This is a genomic window from Dietzia massiliensis (genome assembly GCF_018390595.1).
Taxonomy (GTDB): Bacteria; Actinomycetota; Actinomycetes; order Mycobacteriales; family Mycobacteriaceae; genus Dietzia; species Dietzia massiliensis.
The window spans coordinates 1-12745 of sequence record NZ_JAHBAV010000070.1 but is presented as its reverse complement, the minus strand read 5'-3'; the positions used below and the strand labels follow the sequence as shown (position 1 = coordinate 12745).

The following is a 12745-nucleotide window of genomic DNA, read 5'->3' as shown; positions in this document are numbered from 1 at the left end:
TATGGCAATCTATAAGAGTGAATAACATTTTGTGGGTCTTCATGTTATTCGAGTAGTGCTATGTATTTAATTGGTTTATGTATGTTACTTTTTTTTTTTTTTTTTTTTTACAAGAAGAAGCCGGCATCCGAGCCCCTGAGTTGTCTGGGGGGCGGGGAGATGTATAAAAGAGACAGCCCCCGCCGCACCCCGCCGACCCGGTCGTCGCCGAGCTGACCCACATCGCCGGCGTCACCGCGACCCCCGGCGTGCGGCTGGCCGACCTGACGACCCTGCGCATCGGTGGCCGTCCGCGAGCGCTGCTCGAGTGCGCGACGCCCGAGGCGGTGGTCGCCGCCGTGCGCGCCCTCGACGCCGCCGAGGTCCCGGTGCTGGTGCTGGGCGGCGGGTCCAACCTGGTGGTCGCCGGCGGTGACCTCGACCTGGTGGTGGTGGCCGTGCGCAACCGGGAGGTCGAGTACCTCACCAGCGCCGACGAGGGCAATCTTGTCGTGCGCGCCGGCGCCGGGCTGACCTGGGACGACCTCGTCGCCGACACCGTCGGGCGCGGGTACGGGGGCCTGGAGTGCCTGTCCGGCATCCCCGGGTCCGTCGGTGCGACGCCCGTGCAGAACGTCGGCGCGTACGGCGTGGAGGTCGCCCAGATCCTGCACCGCGTGCGGTGGTACGACCGCGCGACCGGCGTCGATGAGTGGGTGACCCCGGAGGCCCTGGGGCTGGCCTACCGCACGTCGGTGCTGAAGAACACCGACCGCGCCGTGGTGCTCGAGGTGGAGTTCCGACTCGACCCCGCGGGGCGCAGCGAGCCGATCCGGTACGCCGAGCTCGCCGGCCGCCTCGGCGTGACGCCGGGCGAGCGGACCGACCCTGCCGTCGTGCGGCGTACCGTGTTGGAGCTGCGGCGCGGCAAGGGGATGGTGCTCGACGACGACGACGAGGACACCTGGTCCGCGGGGTCCTTCTTCACCAACCCGGTGATTCGCGAGGACGAACTCCCCACGGTGCGGTCCCGGGTGGCCGCCCGTCTGGGGTCCGGCCCGGCCGAGCAGATGCCCGCTTTCTCCGCGCCCGGCGGGGTCAAGCTCTCCGCGGGCTGGCTCATAGAGCGGGCCGGTTTCGGCAAGGGACACCCTTCGTCGTCGTCCCCCGCCCGCCTGTCCACCAAGCACACGCTCGCGCTGACCAACAGGGGCGCGGCGACGTCCGACGACATCATCGCGCTGGCGCGCGAGGTGCGCGACGGCGTGCGGGAGGCGTTCGGCGTGGAACTGCACCCCGAACCCGTGTGGGTGGGCTGCCACATCTGACAGGCTGGCCCCGCCGCCCGGCGCGCCGGCTGTTCCTGGCACGCTGGTCCCAGGCCTTCTAAGCTCGTCACGCCCCCGTGCGCCCGCCCGGCGCCGCCGTTTTCCCTGGAGAATCGCCCGTGGACCTGTTCGCGTATCCGGTGTCGCTCGTCATGAAGTTCTGGCACTGGGCGCTGAGCTTCGTGGTGGACCCCGACTCGGGCGTCGCCTGGGTGGGCTCCGTGCTCCTGCTGGTGGTGACCGTGCGCCTGCTGCTCCTGCGGTCCATGTGGCGGCAGCAGTACTCCATGCGCAAGATGGCGCAGCTCGCTCCCAAGATGAAGGAGCTGCAGAACAAGTACAAGGACCGCAAGTCCCCCGAGGACCGCCAGGAGCAGGCCAAGGAGATGCAGGCCCTGTACGCCGACGCCGGGGTCAACCCCCTGGCCGGCTGCCTGCCGCTCCTCGTGCAGATCCCCGTGTTCCTGGGCCTGTACTACGTGCTGCTCAACTTCTCGCCTCCCGGCAAGTCCATCGAGGAGGCCTCGCAGATGACCAACGGGGCGTTCGGCCCCGAGCAGGTGTCGTCGTTCCTCAACGCCGAGATCTTCGGCGTGCCGCTGGCGTCCTACATCCGTATGCCGCAGGAGGTCATGGACTCCCTGCACCCCGGGCTGATGCGCGAGGACATCCTCATGCTGGCCGTGCCGCTGTTCGTGCTGGCCGGCATCGCCACGTTCATCAACATGTGGAACTCCTTCCGCCGGCAGAAGGCCGCCAAGGCCGCCGAGCAGGCCGCCCTGGCCCGCGTGGACGCCGAGGAGCGCGCCGGCGGCCCGGTCGTCGACGGCGAGGTGCTCGAGGTCGACGGCGAGAAGCCCGCCGCACCCGCTCCCGCGACCACCGGGGCCGCTGGCGCGGCCGCCGGCGCAGGGCCGGACGGCAAGCCGCAGGACTTCCAGTCCATGGCCGAGCAGATGACCGAGTCGATGAACCAGTCGATGAAGATCATGATGTACCTGTTCCCGTTCTTCCCGATCGTGGGCGCGTACTTCTTCAACTTCCCCATCGCGATCGGCCTCTACTGGCTCACCAACAACATCTGGACCGCCGTGCAGTCGCACATCTTCATGGAGAAGCTGGAGAAGGAGCTGCCCATGAGCAGCCGCGAGGGCCTTCCCCCCAGCGCGTTCATGTAGTCCGGCTCGAGGCTTCGCCTCTCGCGCCTCCCGCGCCGCCCGCATTCCACGCCTCCTCGCACACCGCACCCCGCGCTTCCCCGCACCCCGACCTTCCCCGCGGCTTCCTGCAGTCCGAGCCCCGCGATTGGATGTACTCAGCGCGGAAATGGTCGTAACCATCCAGGCGATTTCGCCGAAACCCCACGATGGTTACGACCAAAATCCGCGAAGGCGAGGGCGCCAGCCCTGGCGATGCCGAGCGCAGCGCGCCGAAGCCGAGCTGACGGCGCCAGGCCACAGAGCCGCTCGCGCCGAGCCGCTGGAATTTTGGTGTAGCTACTGCGAAAATCCGGCCCAGATTTCGCAGTAGCTACACCACAACCGTGGGATCGATACCTCGACTCGTTGTCGCACGGCCCATTGCCAGTTCCGCGCGCCGGGCGTAGTCTGCTCGGCGTACGTCGGCAGCTGCACGGCGCGACCCCGGGAGACCGGCGCCGCGAGGGGCACGGCCGAGAACCCGAGACGAGGAGACCCGAGAACAGTGCTCGACGCCAGGTGAGACCCGGCCCATCCGCCACCTCCCTGGAGCACGCATGTCATCCCTCGTCCTGTCGGACGTCGCGTACGCGTTTCCCGACGACACCCCGCTCTTCGACGGCCTCGACCTGAATCTCGGTCCCGGCCTCACCTCACTCGTCGGCCGCAACGGCGCGGGCAAGAGCACCCTGCTGCGCCTCATCGCCGGCGAGCTGCGCCCGACTCGCGGGTCGATCAGCATCGCCGGCGAGCCCGCCCTGCCGCCCACCGTCGGCTACCTCCCGCAGTTGCTCGCCGACGCGCCCGCGGAGCGCACCCTCGCCGACGAGCTCGGCGTGGGCGGGAAGCTGGCGGCGTTGGAGCGGATCGAGGCGGGGGGGGGCGACGACGACGACTTCGCCCGCCTCGCCGACGACTGGTCGATCGCAGAGCGGACGGGCGCGCTGCTCGCCGAGTTGGGCCTGCCCACGGACCTGGGCAGGTCGGTGCTCGCGCTGTCCGGCGGGGAACGCACGCTCGCCGCGCTGGCAGGCCGGCTCCTCGGACAGCCGCGGGTACTCCTGCTCGACGAGCCCACCAACAATCTGGACTCGCGGGCGCGAGCGCGGCTGTTCGCGTCGATCGACCGGTTCGTCGCCGGCGGGCAACGCATCGCGCTGGTGGTGAGCCACGACCTGGGCCTGCTCGAGCGGGCCGGGACGACCGTCGAGATGCGGGCTGGCCGATGCCGAGTGTTCGGTGGGCCGTACTCGCACTACCGCGAGGTGATCGAGTCCGAGCAGGCCGCCGCGCTGCAGAGTCTGACCGGGGCGCGCAACGAACTACGCGCACAGAAGCGGGACAAGGTCGAGGCGCAGGTCGTGCTGGCGCGGCGCGAGCGGTACGGCCGGAAGATGGAGGCGAACAAGCGCGAGCCGAAGATCATCATGGGGATGCGCAAGCGGCAGGCCCAGGAGTCCGCGGCACGCTACCGGGCCACGCACGCGAAGGGCGTGGAGCAGGCGCAGGAGCGGATGCGCGAGGCCGACGCCGCCGTGCGACGCGAGGAGTTGCTGCGCGTCGACCTGCCCGATCCCGAGCTCCCCGCGGGCCGGGTCGTGCTGGACGCCGACGATCCGGTCGCCGGCCGGATCCACCTCGTCGGGCCGGCGCGGGTACGACTGGCCGGTCCGAACGGCAGCGGCAAGACCACGCTGCTGCGTCGCCTGTTCGGTGAGGGTGTCGCGGGGCCGGGGTCGCGCGGAGCCGGCCGCACGCGGGGAGCGGAGGTGGCGAGCGGAGCCAACCGGGGCGACGACGACGAGGTCGTTCACGTCCCCTGGGCCCTGCTGCCGCAGGATCTTCGCGTCGAGCATCCGGAGTGGTCGGTCGTCGACGCGATCCGTGCCGTCCGCCCCGAGGCGCCGGCGGAGGAGGCGCATGCCCACGCGGCGCGGCTGCTCTTCATCGGCGACGCTGGGTTCCGCCGGCTCGGGGACCTGTCCGGAGGCGAGCGTCTTCGAGCGGCGCTCGCGGCGAGGTTGTTCGCCCGGCCGGTCCCGCAGCTGCTGGTGCTGGACGAGCCGACCAACAACCTCGACCTGGACGGGGTGGAGGTCCTCGCCGACGCCCTCTCCGGCTGGCGGGGTGCGCTGCTGCTGGTGAGCCACGACGACGGCTTCTGCGACCGCGTGGGGGTGGACGACGTGATAACCCCGCGGTGAGCCCCGCCCCACCGCGGTGAGCCCCGGCCCACCGCGGTGGCGCGGTGCCCGTGCGTCAGACCGCGCCGCCGGCCACCGACGGCGGGGTGCCGGTGTTGGTGGAGGAGTCGTTCTCGCGGGCGAGGTACTCCTCGATGCGGAACCAGTCGTCGGCCGCGCGCTCGGCGATGGTGACGAGCGTGTTCATGTTGGCGACCTCCTCGACCTGCTCGCGCAGGAACCACAGCATGAACTGCTCGCCGAGCGGGTCGGACTCGGCGCGGGCCGCCTGGAACATGTCCTCGATCTGCCGCGTCACCTGCTTCTCCTGCTCGAGCGCGAGGCGCAGCGCGTCGGCGGGGCCGCTGAACCGGGCCTCCGGGGCGGGGACGGCGGGGATCGTGACGGGGATGTCGCGGTCGAGCATGTACTGGACCATCATCATCGCGTGGTTCCGCTCGCCGAGGCTGTGCGAGTAGAAGCGACCGGCGAGCTGCGGCAGGTCCTGCGCGTCCGCCCACACGGCGATCGCGACGTACTGCTGGCTGGCGGCGAACTCGTGACCGACCTGAGCGGAGAGGAGATCGACGAAGGTGTTCTTGTTCCTGGCCATGGCGGGCCCCTTTCAGTAGGGGGCCAGACTATGGCGATTTCCGACGTTTTACCAGGTCAGATTGCCTAACCTGCCTTTCGGTTGGACAGGCTCACCTACCAAAATCAGCTCCGGTGCGCGCGCGTCGCGGAGTGCTGATCGCGGGGCTTCACCACGATCTGGTCCAGGTTGACGTGGGAGGGCCTGCTGGCCACGAAGCCGACGATCTCCGCCACATCCTGCGCGACCATCGGGGTCAGCCCACGGTAGACGGCGGCCGCCCTGTCGTCGTCGCCGTCGAACCGCACGCGCGAGAACTCGGTCTCGACCATGCCGGGCGCGATCTCGGTGAACCGCACCGGCTGGCCCAGGTGCTCGCCGCGGAGGGTGCGGTGCAGGACGGCCTGCGCGTGCTTGGCGGACGTGTAGCCGGAGCCGTTGTCATAGGCCTCGATCGCGGCGATCGAGGTGATGGTGACGACCAGCCCGTCGCCCGTCTCGACGAGCACCGGCATGAGCCCCCGCACCATGCGCAGCGTGCCGAGGACGTTGGTCTCCCACATCCAGCGCCACTGGTCCTCGTCGGCGTCCATCACGCTGGTCGTGCCCTTGGCGCCGCCGGCGTTGTTGACCAGCACGTGCAGCCGGGGAACGGTCGCGCAGAACGCCTCGCACGACTCGGCGTCGGTCACGTCGAGCGGCATGGCCGTGCCCCCGATCTCCTCCGCCAGCGTCTGCAGACGGTCGACGCGCCGCGCGCCGATCACCACGTGGAAGCCCATCCGCGCCAGCTCACGCGCGGTCGCCTCGCCGATCCCGGACGACGCCCCGGTCACCACGGCGACGCGGGTCTCGGCGGGCAGGGCGGACAGGCGGTCGCGGGCGGCGGAGTGCTCGGTGCTCATGTCACCGAGATTAGGTGGGCTGAAACTCTCACGCACACGCATGCCACCGGGGATGCTGGAACGGATGCGCGTCCTGGCGGTGATTCTCGGTGTGGTGCTGGGACTGTCCGCGTGCGCCGCGTGCGGATCGAGCAAGGAGTGCGACGTGGCCCAGGCACCCCTCACCGCGTCGGGCGACGCGTGTACGCGGTTCGGCGTCAGTACCCCGGGCGGCCCGGACGCCGACGCCGAGTACCGCGAGGTCGTCCGGACCGTGGGGCAACCCCCGGCGGTCGAGATGTGGTTCGTCGACTTCGCCTCGCCGCCGCCGATCGGTGCGCTCGAGACAGTGCGGAGCCGGGGCGCCGAGCCGATGGTCACCTGGGAGCCGTGGCGCTCGCTCGGGTCCGGCGCCTACGACCGCGGCGCGTACCCCATGGAGCAGATCGCCGCCGGTGTGCACGACGACCACCTCTACAGGTGGGCCGACGAACTGAGGAACTGGGGCGGGACCGTGTACCTGCGGTTCGCCCACGAGCCGAACGGCGGCTGGTATCCGTGGGGCCCGGCAGGCGGTACGTCGCCGGAGACCTACGTGGCCGCGTGGCGGCACGTTCATGACCTGTTCGAGGTCAAGGCGGTGCACAACGTGAAATGGGTCTGGGCCGTGAACGTCCCGCACCCCGGGAGCAGCCCGATCGGACCCCTGTTCCCGGGAGCCGGTTATGTCGACGTCGTCGGAGTCGACGGCTATAACTGGGGGACCACACAGCCGTGGAGTCGCTGGCAGTCGCCGGCGGAGCTCCTCGACTCGACGCTGGAGGAGGTGGGTCGCATCGCGCCGGGACTGCCCGTGGCCGTCACCGAGGTGGCCAGCGCCGAGGCCGGCGGGTCCAAGCCGGAGTGGATCACGCAGCTGGTCGACTACCTCGACTCCCGTGAGGACGTGTCAGCGTTCGTCTGGTTCGACCACCTGAAAGAGGCCGACTGGCGCCTGGCCAGTACCCCCGGGTCCGCAGCCGCGGTCGCGGACGCCATGACGAGAGAGCGCAACACGAGATGACCGCCCACCCGTGGATTATCCCCGCAGACGCAGAGGAGCAGCGGATGCGGGACGTCGACAGGCTCGGGCTGCTCGACACCGTTCCCGAGGCCCGCTTCGACCAGGTGATCCGCATGGCGCGGCGAGTGCTGGGCGTGCCGGCCGCGTCCCTGTCGCTCATGGACGAGAGCCGACAGTGGATGAAGGCGATCGAGGGGCTCGACCTGGTGGAGGTGCCCCGGGAGAAGACGGTGTGCCGCACGACCATCGCCCGGGCCTACCGACGTCCCGAGGACCCCGCGTTGGTGATCCCCGACGCCGCGGCGGACCCCGAGTTCGCGGAGATCCCCGGCATCGGCGGTGACGGGGGGATCCGCTTCTACGCCGGCTACCCGCTGTACGGGCCCTCGGGACACCCGGTGGGGACGTTCTGCCTCTACGACTTCGAGCCGCGACACCTCGACGGCGAGCAGTTCGAGACGTTCGTGGAACTCGCCGAATGGGCGCAGCGCGAGCTCGAGCGCACCGACGAGATCGACAAGGCCGCCGAGATCCAGCGGCGGATGCTGCCACGGCCCCTCGAGGGTCTCGACGGCTACCGGGTGTCCGCCGTCTGTCTGCCGGCGTTCACCGTGGGAGGCGACTTCTACGACCACTACCGCCTCGGCGACACGCTGGGGCTCACCGTCGCCGACGTGATGGGCAAGGGACTGGGGGCCGCGATCGTCGCCTCGGCCGTCCGGGCCTCGGTGCGCGGGTCGGCGCGCTACCTGCAGGAATCGGGTCAACAGAACGGTCTGCCGGACACCAGCGAAGTGGTGCAGATGGCCGCCGCCCACCTCGAGCAGGATTTCGAACACACGGAGACGTTCGTCACCGCCCTGGTGGCGACCGTCGACCTGGCGACCGGTCGGGTGGACTACGTCGACGCCGGCCACGGCCTGGCGATGATCCGCCGCGCCGACGGGCGGGTGGACTCGCTCTCCGGCGGCGGGCCCCCGCTCGGGATCCTGCCGGACGCGGACTGGGAGTCGGCCACGGAGGAACTGAACCCCGGCGACATGCTGGTGATCTGTTCCGACGGGCTGCTGGACCTGCTCGACGAGGTCAGCGACCGCACTGCACTGCGGAACTTCGTCGCAGCCCACTCGTGCCCGGCCGACCTCACCGAGGCCGCCCGCGCGCTGGCGGCGGGACTGCCCCCGCTCGACGACGTCACAGTGGTGGCCGTTCTCCGGGAGGGCCCGTGACCGCCGCGGCCCCGGCACCGCCGGTCCCGCGCAGCGAGTACCCGTCTCCGTATCTGCGCCTGCTCATCGTGCTGACGGTGATCGTCGGGCTCAACTACATCGTGTGGCGGTGGCTGTTCTCGATCAACTGGGACGCCTGGTGGATCGCGGTGCCCCTGGTGCTCGCCGAGACGTACAGCCTGATCGACTCGCTGTTGTTCGCCTTCACGATGTGGCGGCTTCGTCGTCGCCCCCCCGCCCCTCCCGCCCCGGACGGCCTGACGGTCGACGTCTTCATCACCACCTACAACGAACCGATCGATCTGGTGCTGAGGACGGCCGACGCCGCGCAGCGCATCCGCTACCCGCACCGGACCTGGATCCTCGACGACGGCGCGCGGCCCGAACTGGCCGCCGCCGCACGCGAGCGCGGTATCGACTACCTGACCCGCACGGCCAGCTGGGCCGGGAAGCCGCGCCACGCCAAAGCCGGCAACCTCATCAACGCGCTGCTGCACACTGACGGCGAGTTCATCCTCATCCTCGACGCCGACCAGGTGCCGGAGCCCGAGATCCTCGACCGCACGCTCGGCTACTTCACCGACGACGGCATGGCGATGGTCCAGACCCCGCAGTATTTCGTCAACGTCCCCGACTCCGACCCGCTCGGCAGCCAGGCGCCCCTGTTCTACGGGCCGATCCAGCAGGGCAAGGACGGGTGGAACGCCGCGTTCTTCTGCGGGTCCAACGCCGTCCTTCGACGCGAGGCCCTCATGCAGCTCGGCATCACCGGGTACGTCACGGCGGTCGAGGACGGGGTCGCGCGTGCCCTGCGGACCGCGGACCGGGTGGTCAGGCGGGCCCAGAAGTCGGCGCCGCCCGGCCAACCCGAGGTGGCCGCCGCACTGGGATCCGTGCGGCGGGCCGTCCGCGCGGCGCGGGCCGACCTACGCTCGGGGGAGCCGCTCGCGGAGGTCACCTACCGCTTTCAGCAGGAGGTCGACGCCGCGGCCCGCACCGTGGTGGACGCCGACCTTGGGGCCATCCGGGCGGACCTGGACGCGATCGCCGCCCTCGACGAGCACGCGTCCGAGACGGTCGTGCTCGACGATGCCGTGCTCGACGACCTGGCGGAACGGGAGTGGTCGCCGCTCGGGGCGATCGAGTCGGTGCGGGCCCTCATCAGCGCGGTCGACGTGGACAGGGCCGATGAGGCCGAGCCCACCCAGGCCCTGGCGACCATCTCCGTGACCGAGGACATGGCCACCGCGATGCGCCTCCACGCCGCGGGCTGGCGGACCGCCTACCACCACGAGGTCCTCGCCTACGGCCTGGCGCCCGAGGACCCCAAGACCATGCTCACGCAGCGGCTCCGGTGGGCGCAGGGCACCGTCCAGGTGATGCTGCGGGAGAACCCGCTGGTCCAGAAGGGCCTGACCGTGGCCCAGCGGCTCATGTACTGGTCCACCATGTGGAGCTACCTGTCCGGCTTCGCGGCGGTGGTCTACTTCGCCGCGCCGGTGATCTACCTGGTCTTCGGCGTGCTGCCGGTGCAGGCGTGGAGCGTGGATTTCTTCGCCCGACTCATCCCGTTCCTCATCCTGAGCCAGCTGCTGTTCTTCGTGGTGGGTCGGGGCACCCCCACCTGGCGAGGGCAGCAGTACAGTCTCGCCCTCTTCCCCGTGTGGATTGCGGCAGTGTGGACGGCGGTGCGCAACGTGTGGTTCGGCAAGCCGCTGGACTTCGCTGTCACACCCAAGACCCGCCAGGGTGAGGACACTGTTCCGTGGTACCTCTTCCGCCCGCAGCTGGCGGTCATGCTGCTGCTCGTGGTCGCCGCCGTGATCGGCGTCGTCCGGCTGTACTTCGGCGCGATCTCCGTGCTGGGGGTGGTGGCCAACCTGGTGTGGGTGGTGTTCGATCTGTTCATCCTCTCGGTGGTCGTGCAGGCCGCGCGATACCGGGGACCGCAACGAGAAGGAGAACGATGACCGGCTACGACACCCGACAGATCGGCGAGACCGTGGTCGTGCAGCCGACCGGCAGGCTGAACATGGTCGCCGCGCCGCGCTTGCGGGAGCAGCTGCGCGAGCTCGTGGACGGCGGCGCCCGGCGCCTGGTGGTGGATCTGGGCTCGACGGAGTTCATCGACTCGTCGGGTCTGGGCGCTCTGATCTCGGGCCTCAAGGCCGCCCGCCAGGCCGGCGGGGATCTGCGGATCGCCGCGCCCACCGAGCAGGTCCGCCGGGTCCTCACGCTCACCAAGCTCGATAAGGTGCTCACCGCGTACGGCTCCGCCGAGGACGCCTTCGATGGCTACTGAGTCGCGGTGGGAACTGTCCGCCACCACGGACGAGGGCACGCTCGACCGGATCCTCGACCTGGTGGGGGAGATGAGTGCGGCCGAGGACGTCGACGAGGACACCCGGATGCGGTTCGAGGTGGCGGTGGCGGAGATCGCCGCGAACGTCCTCGAGCACGCCGGTGACGGCGAGCCGGTCGGCCTGCGTTTCGAGCTCAGGGCCAGTCCGCAGCGTTTGGAGGCGCGGTTCGTCGACGACGGCACCCCGGCGCGCGTGAACCTGCGGGGGGTGGAGATGCCGGACGTGTTCGCCGACCGCGGTCGCGGGCTGGCGATCGCGCTCGCCGCCCTCGACGAGCTCGACTACCGCCGCAAGCACGGGAACAACATGTGGCACCTGGTGTGTTACCGCGGGGACGAGGGCGGTGACGCGGGCGACCGGCCCGGCGACGTCGACGACGACGAGGTCTAACGCCCCCGGCCGGTGACCATCTCGACGAGCCCGCGCACCGCGCCCTTGGCCATGTCGGACTTGGAGAAGTAGTCCTGCCAGCCGCACACCCGGCCATCGCGGACCTCGAGGCGCCCGCACACCCAGAACCCGACGCGTAGCGGCCCGACGCCCAGGTAGTCGGTGCGTTCGGTGAGGACCACGACAGGGGCCTGCGGGTTGGTGGGATCCGCGGGTGCCGACACGGCGAGGTGGTGGATGTCCACGCCGAAGGCGATGCTCCGATTCATCGCGGAGATGGCGCCGACGACCGCGCGCTTTCCACGCATCGTCGGCAGGCCGACGTTGGCCCACCAGACGTCGTCGGTGAGCAGGTCCGCGGCGGTCGCGGTGGAGCCGGCCATGAGGGCATCGAAAAACGTCCGGACCACCACGTCGGGGTCGGTCGTGGTGCTGGTGACTGCCATCTCCACACGGTAACCGCCGCGGGCGCGGAACGGGTGCCGATCGCGTGGGTGGATAGCGGTGAACGGGCGTGCTGCGTGATCCGGGTGCCGGGGCCGGGGGAGGGCCGCGCAGGAGCACACCGCCGCCGGGCCGTGGCTGGCACGATGTGCCGTATGAGCTCCGACGCGACCCCCGCCACCACCGACGCCCTCTCCGGCCAGCCCGCGCACGGCCAGCGCGCCCCGGGCCGGGCGTACGCCACCGACCGGCCCGCCGCCTCGCACGGCGTCGCGTCGGCGGTGTCGTCCGACGGCACGACCATCGCCTACCGCGTGTTCGGTGACCCGTCCTCCCGACCCCTCGTCCTGATCCACGGCTGGGCCCAGTCGAGCTCGAGCTGGGGAGCCGAGCTGCTGGGCGAGCTCGCGCAGCGATTCCGCGTGGTGGCGATCGACCTGCGCGGCCACGGCCACTCCGACGTCCCCGCCGGCGGCTACGACTCGCCGCAGCAGTGGGCCGACGACGTCGAGGCGGTCCTCGACTCGGTCGGTATCGGCGAGGGCGCGGGCGCGATCCTGCTGGGCTGGTCCTACGGCGGGGTCGTCGTGGCCGACTACCTGGCCGCCCGCGGGGAGGCGCGCGGGGCCGGGATCGTGCTGTGTGGGGCCGTGACGTCGCTGTCGCGCTCGGCCGGCGGCGCGATCGGCCCGGCCATGAAGGAGGTCACCTCCGGCGGCGCGTTCGAGGAGAAGCCGGCGCGCGCCCTGGAGGCGTTCACGAGCTTCGGCAAGGCCATGATGGTCAACGGCGCCGGCACCGACGGGCAGCGGATCCTCGGGCTGTCGCTGTCCACGCCGCCGGCGGTCCGGCAGGCGCTGCTCACCCGCCGCGTCGACAACGACGACACGCTTCGCTCCCTGACCCTCCCGGCCCTGGTCGTGCACGGCGCCCACGACGGGGTGGTGCTGCCCTCGGCAGGTCAGGCCAACGCCGAGATGATCCCCGGCGGACGCTACGTCGAATTCGCCGAGTCCGCTCACGCCCCGTTCCTCGAGGAGACCCCCCGCTTCCTCGCCGAGCTCGACGCCTTCTCCGCCACTCTGTAGGCC

General features: G+C 70.8%; 12 protein-coding genes. 9 read left to right on the top strand and 3 right to left on the bottom strand.

The window, feature by feature from the left end:
* The first annotated feature begins 221 nt into the window (after window positions 1–221).
* The 3 genes from KHA85_RS14745 to KHA85_RS14735 all read left to right on the top strand — a co-directional run bounded on the left by KHA85_RS14745 (window position 222) and on the right by KHA85_RS14735 (window position 4710).
* Window positions 222–1307: a UDP-N-acetylmuramate dehydrogenase gene (locus tag KHA85_RS14745; RefSeq protein WP_213186381.1), complete on the top strand. Its 1086-nt coding sequence runs from the start codon at window positions 222–224 to the stop codon at window positions 1305–1307.
* Window positions 1308–1426: 119 nt separating this feature from the next.
* Entirely contained in the window at window positions 1427–2485 is a 1059-nt protein-coding gene (yidC, locus tag KHA85_RS14740; protein ID WP_213186380.1) for a membrane protein insertase YidC, read from the top strand.
* Between the two features lie 578 nt (window positions 2486–3063).
* Window positions 3064–4710 (top strand): ATP-binding cassette domain-containing protein, encoded by a 1647-nt coding sequence (locus tag KHA85_RS14735; RefSeq protein ID WP_213186379.1) that lies wholly within the window; start codon window positions 3064–3066, stop codon window positions 4708–4710.
* Between the two features lie 55 nt (window positions 4711–4765).
* On the opposite strand, the gene KHA85_RS14730 is transcribed toward KHA85_RS14735, so the two are convergent.
* A complete protein-coding gene (locus KHA85_RS14730; protein ID WP_213186378.1) occupies window positions 4766–5302 on the bottom strand; it encodes a ferritin in 537 nt (178 codons plus the stop codon).
* A gap of 104 nt (window positions 5303–5406) precedes the next feature.
* Window positions 5407–6186, bottom strand: a complete 780-nt coding sequence (locus tag KHA85_RS14725) for an SDR family NAD(P)-dependent oxidoreductase (protein WP_213186377.1) — start codon at window positions 6184–6186, stop codon at window positions 5407–5409.
* A gap of 52 nt (window positions 6187–6238) precedes the next feature.
* Here KHA85_RS14725 and KHA85_RS14720 point away from each other — a divergent pair, with 52 nt between their 5' ends.
* Genes KHA85_RS14720 through KHA85_RS14700 form a run of 5 tightly spaced genes read left to right on the top strand, consistent with a single transcriptional unit; the run spans window position 6239 to window position 11210 of the window.
* Window positions 6239–7228: a glycoside hydrolase family 26 protein gene (locus KHA85_RS14720; protein ID WP_213186376.1), complete on the top strand. Its 990-nt coding sequence runs from the start codon at window positions 6239–6241 to the stop codon at window positions 7226–7228.
* Window positions 7225–8457 (top strand): PP2C family protein-serine/threonine phosphatase, encoded by a 1233-nt coding sequence (locus tag KHA85_RS14715; protein WP_213186375.1) that lies wholly within the window; start codon window positions 7225–7227, stop codon window positions 8455–8457. The genes KHA85_RS14720 and KHA85_RS14715 overlap by 4 nt, the downstream gene beginning before the upstream one ends.
* Window positions 8454–10427 (top strand): glycosyltransferase family 2 protein, encoded by a 1974-nt coding sequence (locus KHA85_RS14710; RefSeq protein ID WP_213186374.1) that lies wholly within the window; start codon window positions 8454–8456, stop codon window positions 10425–10427. Before KHA85_RS14715 ends, KHA85_RS14710 begins: the two co-directional genes overlap by 4 nt.
* Window positions 10424–10759, top strand: a complete 336-nt coding sequence (locus KHA85_RS14705; RefSeq protein WP_007632108.1) for an STAS domain-containing protein — start codon at window positions 10424–10426, stop codon at window positions 10757–10759. Before KHA85_RS14710 ends, KHA85_RS14705 begins: the two co-directional genes overlap by 4 nt.
* Window positions 10749–11210: an ATP-binding protein gene (locus KHA85_RS14700; RefSeq protein WP_213186373.1), complete on the top strand. Its 462-nt coding sequence runs from the start codon at window positions 10749–10751 to the stop codon at window positions 11208–11210. The genes KHA85_RS14705 and KHA85_RS14700 overlap by 11 nt, the downstream gene beginning before the upstream one ends.
* Here the strand turns inward: KHA85_RS14700 and KHA85_RS14695 are convergent.
* Window positions 11207–11656, bottom strand: coding sequence for a limonene-1,2-epoxide hydrolase family protein (locus KHA85_RS14695; protein WP_063973885.1), 450 nt, complete (start codon window positions 11654–11656; stop codon window positions 11207–11209). The genes KHA85_RS14700 and KHA85_RS14695 overlap by 4 nt on opposite strands.
* A gap of 153 nt (window positions 11657–11809) precedes the next feature.
* Here KHA85_RS14695 and KHA85_RS14690 point away from each other — a divergent pair, with 153 nt between their 5' ends.
* Window positions 11810–12742, top strand: coding sequence for an alpha/beta fold hydrolase (locus KHA85_RS14690; protein WP_213186372.1), 933 nt, complete (start codon window positions 11810–11812; stop codon window positions 12740–12742).
* Window positions 12743–12745 lie beyond the last annotated feature (3 nt).